A 17,428-nucleotide genomic window follows, 5' to 3' on the forward strand; every position below is an offset into this window, starting at 1 on the left:
CCCGGCGGGGTTCCTCCGGACGTCCGGAGCGGCGAGGCGCCGTCCGGAAGGCGGCGGGGTTCAGCGGGCAGACGGGGTTCAGCGGGGCGGCTCGGGCGGTCGCTGCCGCGGCATGTTCGGCCGGGTCACCGAGGGCATGGTGAGGCGCCCCGGCGATGTTCCCTGCTCCGGCCGCGAGCCCGCTCCGCCCGGGACCAGCGACTGCATTCCCATGGGTGCGGGCCCCGCCCGGAACTCAACCATCCAGTCCGCGGTCTCCAGGCGCACGAGCTCGGTGATGTCCTCGGAGAACCGCCGCAGCACCCCCAGGCACCGCTCCGCGGCCTCGCTGGCCGTGCCCTCCGTCGGCCCGAGCATCTCCCGTACGCACTCCGAGGCCCAGTCGAACTGCAGCACCTGAAGACGCCGCTGCACGGCCTGCGCCGTCGCGAAGTTCCTTATCCAGCCCGAGGTCAGTCCGAAGTACCGGTCGCACGCCATGCACGCGGCGCCCAGCAGCAGCGACAGATAGCCCCAGCCGGCCGACCCGTGGAGCTCCCCGGTCAGATCGAGCAGAGGGAGGGCCGCGCCCGCGATCACCCCGGCCGCCGTGCCGAACCGCAGCAGCCTGGCCGCCCGCCGCTTGCGGATCCGGTCGCGCAGGTACCAGTCGGCGGTGTGCAGGGCGCCTGCCTCGACCCAGCGGTAGAGCTCGTCGAGCCGTTCCGCGGGTTCGCCCCAGTCGCCGAGGGGGAAGGCGCGGCCGGTCAGGTCCCGGGGACCCGCACCGTAGCGCGAACCGGAGGACTCGGTTCCGGTGTCTGCGCCGGATTTCCCGCCGGACTCCTTGCGGTGGGGCCCCTCGGGCTGCATCTCCGGCTGGCTCACCCGGGCACTCCTCTGCACTCTGCGTTCGGCGCGTATCGGCGCATGACTACGCGGATCGGCACGGTTGTGGACACGGGCGGGGCGGACTCCGGCATATGACGGGGCCGCGCCCGCGTAACTCTGCGTTACCTGTAGGTGCGTGTGCGTACGGTTACGCATGCCCTTCCTACCGCCGAATGGTGGGCCATGGGGTCGAAATCGCGGGATTCCCGCGTGCACACGGCCTCTGGTCAGGTATAGGAGCGCAACAGGCACTTTCCGGAACTCACTCGAAAGAGTTGGTCCCCGGCGGGTGGGGCGCGGCGTCCGGTGAGCACGTAGGCTCGGCGTACCGAAACAATTCGTCGTCGAAATGCCAGGAGTGACAGTGATTCCCGGTGGTGGCCAGCCCAATATGCAGCAGCTGCTCCAGCAGGCCCAGAAGATGCAGCAGGATCTTGCCGAGGCCCAGGAGGAGCTGGCCAGGACCGAGGTCGAGGGGCAGGCGGGCGGCGGCCTGGTGAAGGCCACCGTGACCGGCTCCGGCGAGCTCCGAGCCCTGGTGATCGACCCCAAGGCGGTGGACCCGGAGGACACGGAGACGCTCGCCGATCTCGTGGTGGCCGCGGTGCAGGCGGCGAACGAGAACGCCCAGCAGCTCCAGCAGCAGAAGCTGGGCCCGCTGGCGCAGGGCCTGGGCGGCATGCCCGGTCTCCCCTTCTGACCTTCTCGCAGGGACCTGTGGCTACCCGGGCGTACGGGCTACGGTACGAGCACGAATAGGGAAAGGCGTTTCCGTTGTACGAAGGCGTGGTTCAGGAGCTCATCGACGAACTGGGCAGGCTGCCCGGCGTCGGTCCCAAGAGCGCGCAGCGGATCGCCTTCCACATCCTGCAGGCCGAGCCCACCGACGTACGCCGTCTCGCCCACGCCCTCCTCGAGGTCAAGGACAAGGTCCGCTTCTGCGAGATCTGCGGCAACGTCGCACAGCAGGAGCAGTGCGGGATCTGCCGGGACGCGCGCCGCGACCTTACGGTGATCTGTGTGGTCGAGGAGCCCAAGGATGTCGTCGCGATCGAGCGGACCCGTGAATTCCGGGGCCGCTACCACGTGCTCGGCGGCGCGATCAGCCCGATCGAGGGCGTCGGCCCCGACGATCTGAGCATCCGGGAGCTGCTGGCCCGGCTCGCGGACGGCTCCATCACGGAGCTGATCCTGGCGACGGACCCCAACCTGGAGGGCGAGGCCACCGCGACGTACCTGGCGCGGATGGTCAAGCCGATGGGCCTGCGGGTGACGCGGCTGGCCAGCGGGCTGCCGGTGGGCGGCGACCTGGAGTACGCGGACGAGGTCACCCTCGGCCGCGCGTTCGAGGGGAGAAGGCTGCTCGATGTCTGACGGCGGTTTTATGTTCGGCGGCGCTATGTTCTACCCACTGGTCGCGATCGTGCCCACGGGAGGTCTCCTCGATGTCTGACGCCACGCTGAACTCCGTCACCCAGGACCCGGACGACTTCGCCGTCCAGATCGCGGACCAGATCAAGACGTTCATCGTCGCGGTCACCGAGGTGTCCAAGGCCGAGGAGCCCGAGGAGGCCGTCCCCGTCCTGCTCCTCCAGGTCTCCCAGCTCCTGCTGGCGGGCGGCAGACTCGGTGCGTACGAGGACATCCTTCCGGACGAGCGCTACGAGCCGGACCTGGGCCCCGAACCGGACGCCGACGGCCTGCGTGAGCGCTTCGCGGCCCTCCTGGAGCCGATCGACGTCTACTCCGAGGTCTTCGACCCGTACGAGCCCCGCAAGCCCCCCGTCCCGCACCGCATCTCCGACGACCTGGCCGACCTGGTCACGGACCTCGGCCACGGCCTGGCCCACTACGAGGCGGACCGCACGGCGGAGGCCATGTGGTGGTGGCAGTTCTCGTACTTCTCCAACTGGGGCTCCACCGCATCGGCGACCCTGCGTGCCCTCCAGTCCCTGATCGCCCACATCCGGCTGAACCAGCCCCTCCAGGAGCTCGACGGCCTGGACACGGACCAGGACCCGGGAGAGGACGACCTGGCCGAGGAGGCGGGCCGTGTGATGGTGGAGGAGATCGCGGGACCACTGGGGCTGCGGCCGGTCAAGTGACGCCGGGCCACTCCTGTGGCCTGGGACACAAACAGGCGTGCGGGGCACGGCAGTGGGCAGCAGACGGATACGAGCAGTTCGGAGCGACACGCCGGACCACTTGGTGGGCGGGACATCTCACCATCTGGTAGGAGCGGGTCCATTCCGGACTGCTCGTTAAACTGAGCCGACCGCACCATTATTGAGCGAGGAGCGCACGTGGGCCTTGTCGTGCAGAAGTACGGAGGCTCCTCCGTAGCCGATGCCGAGGGCATCAAGCGCGTCGCCAAGCGAGTCGTTGATGCCAAGAAGAACGGCAACCAGGTGGTTGTCGTGGTGTCCGCGATGGGCGACACGACGGACGAGTTGATCGATCTCGCCGAGCAGGTATCCCCGATGCCTGCCGGGCGTGAATTCGACATGCTGCTGACCGCCGGAGAGCGGATCTCCATGGCCCTGCTGGCGATGGCGATCAAAAACCTGGGCCACGAGGCCCAGTCGTTCACGGGCAGCCAGGCCGGTGTCATCACCGACTCGGTCCACAACAAAGCGCGCATCATCGATGTCACGCCGGGCCGCATCCGGACCTCGATCGACGAGGGCAACATCGCCATCGTCGCGGGGTTCCAGGGCGTGAGCCAGGAGGGCAAGAACATCACCACCCTCGGCCGCGGCGGGTCCGACACCACCGCTGTCGCGCTGGCCGCCGCGCTGGACGCCGAGGTCTGTGAGATCTACACCGATGTGGACGGTGTCTTCACCGCCGACCCCCGGGTCGTGAAGAAGGCCCAGAAGATCGACTGGATCTCCTTCGAGGACATGCTGGAGCTGGCCGCGTCCGGCTCCAAGGTGCTCCTGCACCGCTGCGTCGAGTACGCACGCCGTTACAACATCCCGATCCACGTACGCTCGTCCTTCTCCGGACTGCGCGGAACCTGGGTCAGCAACGAGCCGCAAGGGGACCAGCAGGTGGAGCACGCCATCATCTCCGGAGTCGCCCACGACGTCTCCGAGGCCAAGGTCACGGTCGTCGGCGTGCCGGACAAGCCCGGCGAGGCCGCGGCGATCTTCCGCGCCATCGCGGACGCCGAGATCAACATGGACATGGTGGTGCAGAACGTCTCCGCCGCGTCGACCGGTCTGACCGACATCACGTTCACCCTGCCCAAGGCGGAGGGCCGCAAGGCCATCGACGCCCTGGAGCGCTGCCGGGAGGGCATCGGCTTCGAGTCGCTGCGTTACGACGACCAGATCGCCAAGATCTCCCTGGTCGGCGCCGGTATGAAGACCAACCCGGGTGTCACTGCGGGCTTCTTCGAGGCGCTGTCCGACGTCGGCGTGAACATCGAGCTGATCTCGACGTCCGAGATCCGTATCTCGGTGGTCACCCGCGTCGACGATGTCAACGAGGCCGTGCGCGCCGTGCACACCGCCTTCGGTCTCGACAGCGACTCCGACGAGGCTGTCGTGTACGGGGGCACCGGCCGATGACGCAGCGCCGCCCTTCGCTCGCGGTCGTAGGCGCGACCGGGGCGATCGGTGGCGTCATGCTCCAGATCCTTTCGCAGCACGCGGATGTCTGGGGCGAGGTGAAGCTGATCGCCTCACCGCGTCTCGCCGGCCGCAAGCTGGTCGTACGCGGTGAGGAGACCGAGGTCCTCGCGCTCGGCGAGGACGTGTTCGACGGCCTGGACGTGGCCCTGTTCCTGGTGCCGGACGAGGTGTCCGCACAGTGGGGGCCGATCGCCGCGTCGAAGGGTGTCGTGGTCATCGACGGCTCGGCGGCGTTCCGTCTGAGTGACGACGTGCCGATGGTCGTCCCCGAGATCAACCCGCATGCCGCGCGGCTGAGGCCGCGCGGCATTGTCGCGTCCCCGAACTGCACGACGCTGTCGCTGATCGTCGCGGTCGGCGCGCTGCATGCCGAATTCGGGCTGCGGGAGCTGATCGTCTCGTCCTACCAGGCGGTGAGCGGCGCGGGCCGTGACGGCGTCACCGCGCTTCGCGAGCAGCTGTCGCTGGTGGCCGGTACGGAGCTGGGCACCCGCCCCGGGGACGTACGGCGGGCGCTGGGCGACGACGGGGCCAGGAGTCCCTTCGCCGCTCCTGTCGCGCTGAACGTCGTGCCGTGGGCGGGTACCGATGCGGGGGACGGCTGGTCGTCCGAGGAGCTCGCGATCCGCGCGGAGTGCCGCAAGGTCCTGGGCCTGCCGGACCTGAAGGTCACGGCGACCTGCGTGTACGTACCCGTCATCGCGACGCACTCCATGTCCGTCCACGCCCGCTTCGAGAGCGAGGTGGCGGTGGACCGGGCGCACGAGATCCTGGCGACCGCGCCCGGAGTGGTGCTCTTCGACAGTCCGGCAGCCGGCGACTTTCCCACGCCGTCCGATGTGGTGGGCACCGACCCGACCTGGGTGGGGCGGGTACGGCAGTCGATGGACGACCCGCGGGCCGTCGAGATGTTCATCTGCGGAGACAACCTCCGAAAAGGTGCGGCTCTCAATGTGGCCCAGATCGCCGAATCCGTGGCCGCGGAATTCCCTCGGGCCTGATCGAACCAGTTTTGTAGGATCTGTGTGCGGCCGGTGGGCAACTTGCTGGTCTGAACCTCTTGAGCTGGGGCGTTGCCATATCCGACGATGATCTCCTGGCCCCCTGCAACCGCTAGCCGGAAGCGGCGCGTCTATGCCGTCACTTCTTGCATGGCTGGATGTGTTTTCGGGGCATTTGTGGAAGAGCAGGTACGAATGAGGGCATGTCGCACAGCATCGAACGCGGTGCCGTTCGCGTACAACCCTGACGGGGGGAAGCGTGTCCAACTGGCGTGGCAGAGGTTCTCGACATCACAGTGGTGGGCCCGTTGCGCGGCGCTTCGGTGCGCCCGCTCCGGCGGCCCCGCGCAGCCGGCGGTATGCCGGTGATTGCGCCCATGCCCGCTGCGCGGCCCACCGCGCTGCCGTCGCAGCGCGAGGGCGCTGACGAGACGGTGGCGGCAGGAACCACGGTCGACCATCTCACCGAGACCTATCGCGCCCACTACCGTTCGCTGCTGGGCCTCGCAGCCCTCCTGCTGGACGACACCGCGTCCTGCGAGGACGTGGTGCAGGAGGCGTTCATCCGCGTGCACTCGGCGCGCAACCGGGTGCGCGATCCGGAGAAGACGCTCGCGTATCTCCGCCAGACCGTGGTCAACCTCTCCCGGTCCGCGCTGCGCCGCCGCATTCTCGGGCTGAAGCTGCTTTCCAAGCCGATGCCGGACATGGCGAGCGCCGAGGAGGGGGCTTACGACCAGCTGGAGCGCGATGCGCTGATCAAGGCGATGAAGGGGCTGCAGCGCCGCCAGCGCGAGGTGCTGGTGCTGCGCTACTTCTCGGACATGACGGAGGCCCAGGTCGCGGAGACGCTGGGGATATCGCTCGGTTCGGTGAAGGCGTACGGCTCCCGGGGCATTGCGGCACTGCGCGTCGTGATGGAGGCGCAGGCATGAGCGGGCCCGAACACAGGCACGACGATGACCGGACTGGAAACGGAATTGTGAACCACGGGCCGGAGAAGACCCCGAACACCGAGCCGGAGCACGGCGGTCAGCGGGAGCAGGGCAGGGATGCGGTCGCGGGCGTCGCCTCCGGCGCCTCCGGTGGGGCCGACGCAGTGGGCGGGGCTGATACCTCCGGCGGGGCCGACGCAGTGGGCGGGGCTGATGCCTCGGGCAGGGCTGCCGCCTCCGGCAGCAGGACTGCCGCCTCCGGCAGGGCCGAAGAGGCCGGCGGTGCCGATGCCGGTGCGTCCGGCGGAGGCGGCACGCTGACCGAACTCTTCGGGAACGGCCGCGCCGGTACGGCGGAGATGGACGAGGCCGCGCTGCGCCGCATGCTCCACGGCGCCGTCCGGAGTCTCGAACCCCCGGACGGCACGCTCGACCACCTGCACCGTGCGGTGCCCGCCCGGCGCGCCAAGCGGCGTCAGGCCGTGGTGGGCGCGGCAGCTGCGGCGCTCCTGATCGGTACGGCGGTGCCCGCCTTCGTCCATGTGGCGAATTCGGACGGCGCGGACAGTGCCAATCCCGCTATCGCCGGTCACGGCGAGCAGGCCCAGGGCGGCAACGGCGAGGATTCGGGCGCCGTGGCCGACGGTGAGCAGAACGCCGACCCCGCCGACCAGCAGAACCAGGGCAGCAAGGGCGAAACCGGCAACTCCACGACGCCGTCGCAGGACGACGGTTCGGACACCGAGGGCAACGGGACCGGCACCGACGACTCGCCGCAGTCCGAGGCGGCGGCCCTGCCGGCCTGTGACCCCAGCCAGCTCCGTGTCGCCTCCGCCCAGACGGGCGAGGCAGGCGCGGACGGCACGGTGTACGGGACCTTCAGGATCGCCAACGCGTCCGGCAAGGGCTGTTCGGTGACGAGCAACGGCACGGTCGGCTTCCAGGCGGCGGGCGCCGCCGACCCGCAGAAGATCGTGGTCGTGCAGCACGCCTCGGGTGACCCGGCGGCCGGGCTGCCCGATCCGTCGCTGGAGCCCGGGACGGTGCTGCTGAAGCCGACGATGGCGTACGAGGTGCAGTTCGCCTGGGTGCCGACGGAGACCTGTCCGACGACCGGCGGTTCGCCCAGCCCGACGCCCACCGAGGGCGACGGAGGTGGTGGTGCCGCAGGATCGGGGACGGCGGCGGACATGTCGCCGCAGTTCGGCAGCGCGGACGAGGGCCCGGCCGACGGGAGTGTCGCGGTGACGCACACCCCGGAGGCGGGAGCGCCGACGGCGGAGACCACGATCCCCCACGCCTGCGCGGGCACGATCTACCGCACGGGTGTGCTGAACGCCTCGTAGCCGGTACGACAGTACGTATGTCGAGAGGCCCGCCGGATCCGGTCCGGCGGGCCTCTCGACGTACCTGCACTCTCAGTCGGCGTCGGCCGCGAGTCCCAGCTCCACGTCGCGCGCGGCCTCCGCCTCGCGGCGCACCAGCCTGAACCACATGAACAGAACGAAGCCGCCGAAGACGAACCACTCGCCGGTGTAGCCGAGGTTCTGGAAGGCCTTCAGGTCGAGCCCACTGCCCTGTGCCGCCGCCGCGGGCACGGGCTTCATCGAACCGCCCGTACCGCCCGCCTCGGGCTCGGTCAGGGTCACCCAGGCGTCGTACACGTCGTACGGGACGAGGTTCACCAGGGATGCGGCGCTGATCATGCCGAGCTGGCCCTCGGGGAGCCCGCCCCTGGTGCTGACACCGTCGCTGCCGGTGTTCTCCGAGGCCTGCAGATCGCCGGTCACGGTGACCTCGCCGGCCGGAGCCGCGGGCACATCGGCGCGACCCGCGGTGCCGGGCAGCCAGCCCCGTACGACCGGGAGGGCCTTACCGCTGTCGGTACGCAGCAGGTTCAGTACGTAGAAGCCGTCCCGGTCGTCCAACGTGCGCCCGGGGACCAGGAACTGGTCGGCGTACGTCCCGGTCGTGACGGCGGGCCGGCCGGAGGTCTTCTGGTCCACGGGCAGCAGCTCGGCGAGCGGCTTCGCGGTCCGGGTGCCCGGATCGGGCTGCTGCTCGGCCTCCTCGTGCGACTGCACGCGGTCCTCGAAGCGGCCGAGCTGCCAGGTGCCCATGAACACGCAGAACGGGATGGCCAGCACGACGAAGAGGTTGATCCCCCACCATCGCGGGGTCAGCAGGAACCGGTACACCCCTCCACGGTACGGTTCCCCGCTCCGGACGCCCGGAGCGGGGTGCACCATTTATCCGCGCCTTATTCCTGCCCGGATGCCTCAGCTGCCTGCCCCGCTGCCTGTCCAGCGGCCTCTCCCGCTGCCTGTCCCAGATGCCTCAGCGCGAAGTCGAGCTCCAGCCGGACCTGCTTGATCCGCTCCTCCACGACGAGCGAGCCGTGCCCCGCGTCGTACCGGTACACCTCGTGGACGGCGCCGCGCACGGCGAGACGGTCCACGTAGTTCTCCACCTGACGGATGGGGCAGCGCGGGTCGTTGACACCCGCCGAGATGTAGACCGGGGCACGCACGGCATCCACGTACGTCAGCGGGGACGACGCTTCGAACCGCTCCGGTACCTCCTCAGGTGTCCCGCCCAGCAGCGTGCGGTCCATCGCCTTGAGGGCCTCCATCTCGTCGTGGTACGCGGTGACATAGTCGGCGACCGGGACCGCCGCCAGCCCCAGCGCCCAGGAATCCGGCTGCGTACCGAGCCCGAGCAGAGTCAGATAACCGCCCCACGAGCCGCCGGCGAGGACCAGCCGCGCCGGGTCCGCGAGCCCGGACTTCACCGCCCAGTCCCGGACCGCGGCGATGTCCTCCAGCTCGATCAGCCCGACCCGGTGCTTGAGCGCGTCCGTCCAGGCGCGCCCGTAGCCGGTCGACCCGCGGTAGTTGACCCGTACGACGGCAAAACCGTGGTCCACCCAGGCCGCCGGACCGGACGCGAACGCGTCGCTGTCGTGCCAGGTGGGCCCGCCGTGTATCTCGAAGACCGTGGGGAACGGGCCGTCACCGGTGGCGGGTGTCTGCACCAGGGCGTGGATGCGTCCTCCGGGACCGTCCACCCAGGCGTCCTGCACGGGCACGGAAGCGGGAGCCTTCGCGCCGGGCGGATCGAGGACGACGGCGCCCGTCGTGGACCGTACGGCGGGCGGCTGCGCGGCCGACGACCACAGATACTCCACCGTGCCGTCGGGGCGTGCCGTGGCGCCCGACACCGTGCCGGCGGGTGTCTCGACGCGCACCGGCCCCTTCGCGCCCGGCTCGTACCGCCACAGCTCGCTGCGGGCCTCGAAGCTGTGTTCGATCAGCAGCGCGGCCCCGTCCGGATACCACTCGGCGCCCACGTCGCCGGGGAGATCGACCGGCAGGTCCGTCTCCGTGCCGGCCACCGGATCCCAGATCATCGGCTCCCAGCGGCCGCGGCGCTGATGCCCGATGAGCAGCCGGGTGTCACCGGCGACGGGGGCGAAGCCCAGCACCGACAGGCCCAGCTCCTTCGTGCCGCCCTCGGTGTCGTCCAGCTCGGCGACCGTCGAACCGTCCGGGCGCACCACTCGCAGGGCGGAGTGCATCGCGTCCCCGTGCTCGGTGTGCTCCAGGGCGATCAGGCTGCCGTCGTGCGACAGATCTCCGACCCCGGCGGACTCCCGGTGCCGGTAGATCACGGCCGGCTCGGACCCGGGGCGCGCGAGGTGAATCGTTGTGCCGTCCTCGTCCGTGGACCGGCCGACAACCGCTGTCCCGTCGCGTCCGATCGCGAGACCGGCGGGGTAGGAAGGCTCCAGACCGGGAGCGGCCGGCTTGTCCGCGCCGCCGCCGAAGGGCTGCCGCATCCACACGCCGAACTCGTCGCCGTCGGTGTCGGCGAACCACCAGACGGCCTCGCCGTCCGGCGTCAGCACCCCGTCGGTCGTCCCGTTGGGCCGGTCCGTGACCTGGCGCTGCTCCCCGGTCGCCCGGTCCCATGCGTACAGCTCGTACGTGCCGGTGGCGTTGGAGACGAAGAGCGAGCGGTCGGGAGCGTCCTCCGCCCAGTCGGGCAGGGACACACGGGCAGCACGGAAACGCTGCTCCCACTCCGGCAGCTGGTCCCGCTTCGGCCGATGCTCCCGATCAGGTACGGACGCGTCGTTCTGTGTGTCGCTCATGGCCCCATCCAACCCGATACGGCCGTGACGCCGGGCGGCCTGTGGATAACTGTTCGCACGTTCCCCCAGCCTGTGGGTAACTTTCCCGGCATGTATGCACCGACGCCTGACGACTGGCACGAAGCGAACCGTGCACGCTGGGACGAACGCGTGGCCATTCACGCCGCCGGCGACTACTACGACCTCGATGCCTTCCGCGCAGGCAAGGACTCCCTGCGCGACTTCGAGCTCGCCGAGATCGGAGACGTCACCGGACGCACGCTGCTGCATCTGCAGTGTCACATCGGGCTCGACACCCTTTCCTGGGCCCGCCACGGTGCCGCGCATGTCGTCGGCCTCGACTTCTCCGAGCCCGCCGTCGAGACGGCCCGCGGGCTGGCGCGCTCGCTGGGGCTGCCGCCGGAGCGGGCGGCCTTCGTGGCAGCCGATGTGTACGACGCTGCGCAGGCCGTGCCCGACTCCTCGTACGACATCGTCTACACCGGGATCGGAGCGCTGAACTGGCTGCCGGAGGTGGACCGTTGGGCGGAAATCGTCGCCTCGCTGGTCGCTCCCGGCGGATTTCTCTACCTCGCGGAGTTCCATCCGCTGACCGACTGCCTCGACGACGAGACCGGCTCGACGATCACGTACGACTATTTCAGCCGTGACCCCTGGGTGGAGGAAGCACCGGGTACGTACGCCGACTTCGACGCCGCGACGGTCCACAACCGCAGCGTCGAATGGCAGCACCCGGTCGGTGATGTGGTTTCGGCGCTGGCGGCGGCCGGGCTGCGGATCGACTTCCTGCACGAGCACGATGCCTCGCTCTTCGCGCGCTACCCGGCGCTGCAGCGGCACCCGGACGGCTACTACCGCTTCGCGGCGGACCGTCCGCGCATCCCGATGATGTACTCGGTCAAGGCGTCGAGGCCGGTCAGCGGCTGACCGGGCCGGGGTTTTCCGCCGATTGTCAGTGGTGGGGGTCACACTCGTTCGCATGACTGACATGGCTGACATGGCTGACAGGACGGGTGTGGCTGACGGGTCCGGCACGCCCGGCAGGGCTGTCGGGACGGCCGAGGTGCGGGCCGCGGTGGAGGCGTACTGGGCCGCGGCCGAAGCCCGCGACTGGGACGCCTTCGCGGCGACACTCGCCGACGACGTGGTCTACGACCTTCCGCAGAGCCGTGAGCGGATCCATGGCAAGGAGCGGTACGTCGAGTTCAACCGGGACTTTCCGGGGGACTGGCACGTCCGGATCGAGCGGATCGTGGCCGATGGGGAAGGACTGCAGGCCGCGGCCCGGACCCTGGTCACGGTCGGCCTCGACCGGATGCACGCCATCCACTTCTTCACGTTCGACGCCGAGGGGCGGATCACCGCGGTCACGGACTTCTGGCCCGAGCCGTACGAGCCCCCGGCAGGCCGGGAGCACCTCGTCGAGCGGTACTGAGCTGCCGCTGCCGTTGCCGCTGGGGCTGCTACTGCGACGCCGCGACCGGGCCGGCGCGGTCCCAGCCGGGGGCTCGAACGTCCACGGTGAGGGTGTTCATGGCGACCTCCTCGCCACAGGTGCGGCAGACCCATGAGGCATCGAGGTCGTGCGCGGACTCCTCCGCGCCCGCGGTGTGCGGATCGTGGACCATGACCACCGGCGGTTCCTCGTTGACCCAGCGGTCGCCCCAGTCCAGCAGCGCCCGGATGACCGGAGCGAGATCCCGGCCGGACGGGGTCAGGTGGTACTCGTAGCGCGGCGGGCGCTCGTTGTAGGGCCGCCGCTCGATCACCCCCGCCTCCTCCAGCGTGCGCAGCCGGGCGGCCAGCCGGTCGCGGGGCGCACCGGTGTTGCGGGCGATCGCCTCGAACCGGTGGTTGCCGAAGAAGATCTCGCGCACCGCGAGCAGGGCCCACTTCTCGCCCACCACCTGGAGCGTGGCGGCGGCGGAACAGGGCCGCCCGGGCAGCGTGGCGGCGGGGCGGATCGCAGCCGGGCGGGTTACGGCCGGGCTGCCGGCGGCAGGACTCTCCGAGGCACTCATCCCTACCAGGTTGCCATCTCAAACTTACTGGCGCTAGCTTGCCGTCATGACAGTTGGAAAATCAAACCCACCTGCTCCCTCTGACTCTTCGATGCCCCCGCACCCTGCATCCCCCGCATCCCCCGCGCCCACTGCCTCCCGCGGATTCGTCTGGATCGTTTCGGCCGGTGTCTTCGTCGTGAATCTCGATCTGTTCATCGTCAACGTGGCTGTTCCCGCACTGGGCGACGCCTTCGAGGGCAGTTCGCTCTCCTCGCTCTCGTGGGTACTCAACGCGTATGCGATCGTCTTCGCCGCCCTGCTCGTCGTCGCGGGCCGACTGGCCGACCGGTACGGCCACCGCCGTGGCTTTCTGCTGGGCCTGGCGGTCTTCACGGTCGCTTCCGCCCTCTGTGCGCTCGCGCCCGACGTCGGCTGGCTGGTCGCTGCCCGTGTCCTCCAGGCCGCCGGTGCCGCGGCCCTGATGCCGACCTCGCTCGCCCTGCTTCTCGTCGGTACCCCACCGGAGCGCCGCCCGCAGGCCATTCGCGGCTGGGCGGCGATCGGCGGGATAGCCGCCGGCCTCGGCCCGGTCGTCGGCGGGCTGCTCGTCGAGGCCGACTGGCGCTGGGTGTTCCTGGTGAACGTGCCGGTCGGTGTGGCCGGTCTGGTGGCCGGAGCCAAGCTGCTGCCCGACACCCGCCCGGACCGTGAAGGCCGCCTCCCGGACCTCATGGGCGCCGCGCTCCTCACCCTTGCGATCGGCGCCCTTGCGCTCGGGCTGGTCAAGGCGGACGCCTGGGGCTGGAGTTCGCCGGAAGTCGTTGTCGCACTCCTCGCGGCGGCCGTCCTCACCACGGCGTTTCTGCTGCGTTCCGCCCGGCACGCTGCTCCGGTGATCGAGCTTCCTCTGCTGCGTACTCCCGCCTTTGCCGCCGCCACGCTCGCGTCCTTGCTCTTCACGGTCGCGTTCGCGGCCATGCTGCTCACCTCGGTGCTCTGGTGCCAACAGGTGTGGGGGTACTCGGCGATCCGTACGGGCCTGGCGATCGCCCCCGGGCCACTGGTCGTTCCGCTGCTCGCCGTCACCTCCGGCCCCGTCGTCCGCCGTCTGGGCGTCGGCCGGACGGCAGCGTTCGGCTGCCTGCTGTCCGGCGCGGGGCTGGCGTGGTGGGCCACGGCGCTCGGCACCGACCCCCACTACGCAACCGGGTTCCTCCCCGGCATGCTGATCACCGGCATCGGGGTCGGCTTCGCGCTGCCCACCCTGGTCGGTGCCGCAGCCGCCGCCCTGCCGCCCGCCCGCTTCGCCACCGGCTCGGCCGTCACCACCATGGCCCGCCAGACCGGTGCCGTTCTGGGGGTCGCCCTGATGGTCACCCTGCTCGGCACCCCCGCCGCCTCCGAAGCGGCACTCGACGCGTTCCGCCGGGGCTGGTGGGCAGCGGTCGCCACCGCCGTACTCGCAGCCGCCGCAGCACTGACGCTGCCCCACCGCGCACCGGAAGCCCACCGCGCACCGGAAGCCCACCGCGCACCGGAAGCTCGCCGCACCTGACGCCAGTGCACTGCCTGACAGCAGTGCGGCGGCACCACCGGAACGAACGGACCCGGTGGTGCCGCCGTGTGCGCCTGGGGCTTCTACGCGCGTTACGCCACAGAGCGGAAGGCAGGCAGGTACCCGCTCGACTGTCCGATCGCCTTGGGGTGGTACGAGTTGGAGACCGGAATCGACACGCTGTGGATCCAGGCGTCACCCGAGCAGAGCTCGTGCCCGGTGAACTCGTCCACCACGCTGGAGAAGGTGAACCCGGCGTCGGCTGCCCGCTTGGCGAGCACGCCGTTCAGGGCGTTGGACGCGTTGTTGATCGCTCCGCGCTCGGTCTCGGTGAGCCCGGCGATGCAGCTGCCCGAGAGCTTGTAGAAGCGCGGGTACCCGAGCACGACCACATGAGCCTGCGGCGCCCTCGAACGGATGTTGCCGTAGAGCGAGTTGAGGCTGTTCGGCAGCGAGTTCTCCATCTGCGAGACCGCCGTGTTCACGCGGCTCACACACGTGGCCTCGCTCTGCAGGACACAGGTCTGCATGACATCCGCGAACCCGACGTCATTGCCGCCGGCCGTGACGCTGACCAGTGTGGTCGACGAACTCAGCGCGCCCAGCTGACCGCTGGAGACGGAGCCCGTCGTTGCGCCCGAGCAGGCGACGAATGTGAACGACGACGGAGCGTTCGCGGCCGCCCAGAGGGACGGGTAGGCATTGGTGCTGCGCTTGCAGTCACCGCTCTCCGAGGTGTAGTTCCCGGCGCCGACCCCTGAGGAGTAGGAGTCACCGAGAGCAACGTAGTTGTCGGCTGCGGCGGACGCAGGCTGTGCCACGCCGAGTGCGGCCACGGCGGCGATCGCGAGGGTGGATACGGAGGCCCAGAAGGTTCGTACTGACATGACTGCCAGCCCTTCGAAATGTGGGGAACGGGTGGGGAGTTCGTGGGGCGAGCACGTTTGTAGCAGCTCCCGGTACCCGCCGGTAATGGCGGCGGAGGAAGTCGTCTGATATGCCCGAATGATCGTTCGGGGGCCGATGCTCCGCGCGTAGATAAACCTTCAACTGGCCCCCAGATGGGTCAAGTTGTGGATCATCTACGACACTCCGTGACTCCTCTGAGTCACCGCGAGGCGTACGGCTCGCGGGTGCTCCGCAGTCCGTGAGGCCGTGAGCATCCGCCTTCACAACTGCCGTCACGCCCCGCACACGACTGCGGCCGCCAGGGGGCTCCTGGCGGCCGCAGTCGTGTGCGCGGGTCTGTCTACAGAGTGCGTTCCAGTCGGTCCGCCATCAGCCTGCTGAAGCGCGACGGATCGCTCAGTTCGCCGCCGTCCGACAGGAGGGCGAGCCCGTGGACCAGTTCGGCCGTCTCCGCCAGCTCCGTACCGGCCTTCTCGCCGGCGTCCTGTTCGGCGTGCGCCTTCTCGTGCGCCTTCTTCAGTCCGCTGATCAGCGGGTGCGAGGGGTTGAGCTCGAGGATCCGCTTGATGTGCGGCACCTCCTGGCCCATGGCGCGGTACATGCTCTCCAGGGCCGGGGTGGCATCGTGCGTGTCCGAGACGATGCAGGCCGGCGAGACGGTGAGCCGCGAGGAGAGCCGGACCTCCTTCACGTTCTCGCCCAGCTGCCCGGTCATCCAGGTCAGCAGACCGGCGTAGTCCTGCTGCTGCTTCTCACGCTCGGCCTCGACCTGCTTCTTCTCCTCGTCGGTGTCGAGGTCGACTTCACCCTTGGCGATCGACTGCAGCTGCTTGCCGTCGAACTCGGGCACGGACTGGACCCAGACCTCGTCGACCGGATCGGTCAGGAGAAGGACCTCGAAGCCCTTGGCGCGGAAGGCCTCCATGTGGGGCGAGCTCTCCATGGCCGCGCGTGACTCGCCCGTCATGAAGAAGATCTGCTCCTGACCCTCCTTCATGCGTTCCACGTACGAGCGCAGGGTGGTCAGCCCCTCCTCGTCCTGGGTCGAGGCGAACGAGGAGATCTCGAGGATCGCGTCCCGGTTCTCGAAGTCCTGGAGCAGGCCTTCCTTGAGCACCCGGCCGAATTCCTTCCAGAGCGTCCGGTAGTTCTCCGGGGCGGCGGACATCATGTCCTTCACCGTCGAGAGCACCTTCTTGACCAGCCGACGGCGCATCAGCTCGATCTGGCGGTCCTGCTGCAGGATTTCGCGCGACACGTTGAGCGACAGGTCCTGCGCGTCGACAACGCCCTTCACGAAGCGGAGATACGTCGGCATGAGCGCTTCGCAGTCATCCATGATGAATACGCGCTTGACGTAGAGCTGGACCCCGCGCTTGTGCCCCTGCATGAACAGGTCCTGCGGTGCGTGGGACGGCAGGAAAAGCAGCGCCTGATATTCGAAGGTGCCCTCCGCCTGCATGCGGATGGTCTCGAGCGGGTCGGTCCAGTCGTGGCTGATGTGCTTGTACAGCTCGCTGTACTCCTCATCGGTCACGGAGTTCTTCGACCGCGCCCACAGCGCCTTCATCGAGTTGACCGTCTCGATCTCGGGCACTGCTCCGTCCTCACCCGCCGACGCGGCGGCCATGCGGATGGGCCAGGTGATGAAGTCCGAGTACCGCTTGACGATTTCCCTGATCTTCCAGGGCGACGTGTAGTCGAAGAGCTGGTCCTCGGCGTCCTCGGGCTTGAGCCGCAGAGTGACCGCGGTGCCCTGCGGAGCATCGTCGACGGACTCGACGGTGTACGTGCCCTCGCCGCTGGACGTCCAGCGCGTGCCCTGGTCCTCACCCGCGCGCCGGGTGAGGAGTGTGACCTCGTCGGCCACCATGAAGCTCGAATAGAAGCCGACACCGAACTGTCCGATGAGTTCCTCGGACGTTGCGGAGTCCTTGGCCTCCTTCAATTCCTGCAGGAACTTCGCCGTACCGGAGTTCGCGATCGTTCCGATCAGCTGCACGACCTCGTCGTGCGACATTCCGATTCCATTGTCGCGCACGGTCAGTGTGCGCTTTTCCTTATCTGCCTCGACGGCGATATGGAGGTCGGACGAGTCCGCCTGGATCGTGTCGTCGCGGAGAGTTTCGAGGCGCAGCTTGTCCAGTGCGTCCGAGGAATTGGAAATGAGCTCCCGAAGAAAGACGTCCTTGTTCGAGTAAATCGAATGGATCATCATCTGCAGGAGCTGACGCGCTTCTACCTGAAACTCGAATGTCTCGGCCGGCATGGGTGCAGGTTCCCTTTCTGGGGTAAGTCATCTGAGCCGAGGCATATCGTAACCAGCCCTCGCGATGCCCATGTGCCGGTTCCGGGATGCGTGCA

Annotated in this window: 16 protein-coding genes; 10 read left to right on the forward strand and 6 right to left on the reverse strand. The window is 69.3% G+C overall.

The window, feature by feature from the left end:
• Positions 1 to 78: 78 nt before the first annotated feature.
• The gene (locus ACFWBQ_RS10420) at positions 79 to 867 is read right to left on the reverse strand and encodes an SLATT domain-containing protein (protein WP_385486222.1); all 789 of its coding nucleotides are present in this window, start codon (positions 865 to 867) and stop codon (positions 79 to 81) included.
• Between the two features lie 367 nt (positions 868 to 1,234).
• Here ACFWBQ_RS10420 and ACFWBQ_RS10425 point away from each other — a divergent pair, with 367 nt between their 5' ends.
• The 7 genes from ACFWBQ_RS10425 (at position 1,235) to ACFWBQ_RS10455 (ending at position 7,790) form a co-directional block, all read left to right on the forward strand.
• Positions 1,235 to 1,570 (forward strand): YbaB/EbfC family nucleoid-associated protein, encoded by a 336-nt coding sequence (locus tag ACFWBQ_RS10425; protein ID WP_277329769.1) that lies wholly within the window; start codon positions 1,235 to 1,237, stop codon positions 1,568 to 1,570.
• A 74-nt stretch (positions 1,571 to 1,644) separates the two neighbouring features.
• A complete protein-coding gene (gene recR / locus ACFWBQ_RS10430; protein WP_385486224.1) occupies positions 1,645 to 2,244 on the forward strand; it encodes a recombination mediator RecR in 600 nt (199 codons plus the stop codon).
• A 71-nt stretch (positions 2,245 to 2,315) separates the two neighbouring features.
• A complete protein-coding gene (locus tag ACFWBQ_RS10435) occupies positions 2,316 to 2,975 on the forward strand; it encodes a DUF5063 domain-containing protein (RefSeq protein ID WP_385486226.1) in 660 nt (219 codons plus the stop codon).
• A gap of 198 nt (positions 2,976 to 3,173) precedes the next feature.
• Positions 3,174 to 4,445: an aspartate kinase gene (locus ACFWBQ_RS10440; RefSeq protein ID WP_385486228.1), complete on the forward strand. Its 1,272-nt coding sequence runs from the start codon at positions 3,174 to 3,176 to the stop codon at positions 4,443 to 4,445.
• A complete protein-coding gene (locus ACFWBQ_RS10445; RefSeq protein ID WP_385486230.1) occupies positions 4,442 to 5,509 on the forward strand; it encodes an aspartate-semialdehyde dehydrogenase in 1,068 nt (355 codons plus the stop codon). Before ACFWBQ_RS10440 ends, ACFWBQ_RS10445 begins: the two co-directional genes overlap by 4 nt.
• Before the next feature lie 359 nt (positions 5,510 to 5,868).
• The gene (locus ACFWBQ_RS10450) at positions 5,869 to 6,444 is read left to right on the forward strand and encodes a SigE family RNA polymerase sigma factor (RefSeq protein WP_329215230.1); all 576 of its coding nucleotides are present in this window, start codon (positions 5,869 to 5,871) and stop codon (positions 6,442 to 6,444) included.
• A complete protein-coding gene (locus tag ACFWBQ_RS10455; protein ID WP_385486232.1) occupies positions 6,441 to 7,790 on the forward strand; it encodes a hypothetical protein in 1,350 nt (449 codons plus the stop codon). Before ACFWBQ_RS10450 ends, ACFWBQ_RS10455 begins: the two co-directional genes overlap by 4 nt.
• Before the next feature lie 72 nt (positions 7,791 to 7,862).
• On the opposite strand, the gene ACFWBQ_RS10460 is transcribed toward ACFWBQ_RS10455, so the two are convergent.
• Positions 7,863 to 8,642: an SURF1 family protein gene (locus ACFWBQ_RS10460; RefSeq protein ID WP_385486234.1), complete on the reverse strand. Its 780-nt coding sequence runs from the start codon at positions 8,640 to 8,642 to the stop codon at positions 7,863 to 7,865.
• A gap of 62 nt (positions 8,643 to 8,704) precedes the next feature.
• Entirely contained in the window at positions 8,705 to 10,597 is a 1,893-nt protein-coding gene (locus ACFWBQ_RS10465; protein ID WP_385486236.1) for a S9 family peptidase, read from the reverse strand.
• Positions 10,598 to 10,687: 90 nt separating this feature from the next.
• On the opposite strand from ACFWBQ_RS10465, the gene ACFWBQ_RS10470 reads away from it, so the two are divergent.
• Both ACFWBQ_RS10470 and ACFWBQ_RS10475 read left to right on the forward strand, forming a co-directional pair.
• Entirely contained in the window at positions 10,688 to 11,524 is an 837-nt protein-coding gene (locus tag ACFWBQ_RS10470; protein WP_385486238.1) for a class I SAM-dependent methyltransferase, read from the forward strand.
• 70 nt (positions 11,525 to 11,594) lie between these two features.
• The gene (locus ACFWBQ_RS10475) at positions 11,595 to 12,032 is read left to right on the forward strand and encodes a nuclear transport factor 2 family protein (RefSeq protein WP_385486490.1); all 438 of its coding nucleotides are present in this window, start codon (positions 11,595 to 11,597) and stop codon (positions 12,030 to 12,032) included.
• A gap of 28 nt (positions 12,033 to 12,060) precedes the next feature.
• On the opposite strand, the gene ACFWBQ_RS10480 is transcribed toward ACFWBQ_RS10475, so the two are convergent.
• Positions 12,061 to 12,618 (reverse strand): winged helix-turn-helix transcriptional regulator, encoded by a 558-nt coding sequence (locus ACFWBQ_RS10480; protein ID WP_385486240.1) that lies wholly within the window; start codon positions 12,616 to 12,618, stop codon positions 12,061 to 12,063.
• Positions 12,619 to 12,709: 91 nt separating this feature from the next.
• On the opposite strand from ACFWBQ_RS10480, the gene ACFWBQ_RS10485 reads away from it, so the two are divergent.
• The gene (locus ACFWBQ_RS10485) at positions 12,710 to 14,155 is read left to right on the forward strand and encodes an MFS transporter (RefSeq protein WP_385486242.1); all 1,446 of its coding nucleotides are present in this window, start codon (positions 12,710 to 12,712) and stop codon (positions 14,153 to 14,155) included.
• Between the two features lie 92 nt (positions 14,156 to 14,247).
• Here ACFWBQ_RS10485 and ACFWBQ_RS10490 read toward each other — a convergent pair whose 3' ends face one another.
• Positions 14,248 to 15,042, reverse strand: coding sequence for an SGNH/GDSL hydrolase family protein (locus ACFWBQ_RS10490; protein ID WP_385486244.1), 795 nt, complete (start codon positions 15,040 to 15,042; stop codon positions 14,248 to 14,250).
• A 362-nt stretch (positions 15,043 to 15,404) separates the two neighbouring features.
• Positions 15,405 to 17,333, reverse strand: coding sequence for a molecular chaperone HtpG (gene htpG / locus ACFWBQ_RS10495; protein ID WP_385486246.1), 1,929 nt, complete (start codon positions 17,331 to 17,333; stop codon positions 15,405 to 15,407).
• Between the last annotated feature and the right edge of the window lie 95 nt (positions 17,334 to 17,428).

Origin of the sequence: Streptomyces sp. NPDC060035, assembly GCF_042736635.1 — a bacterium.
Classification (GTDB): Bacteria; Actinomycetota; Actinomycetes; order Streptomycetales; family Streptomycetaceae; genus Streptomyces.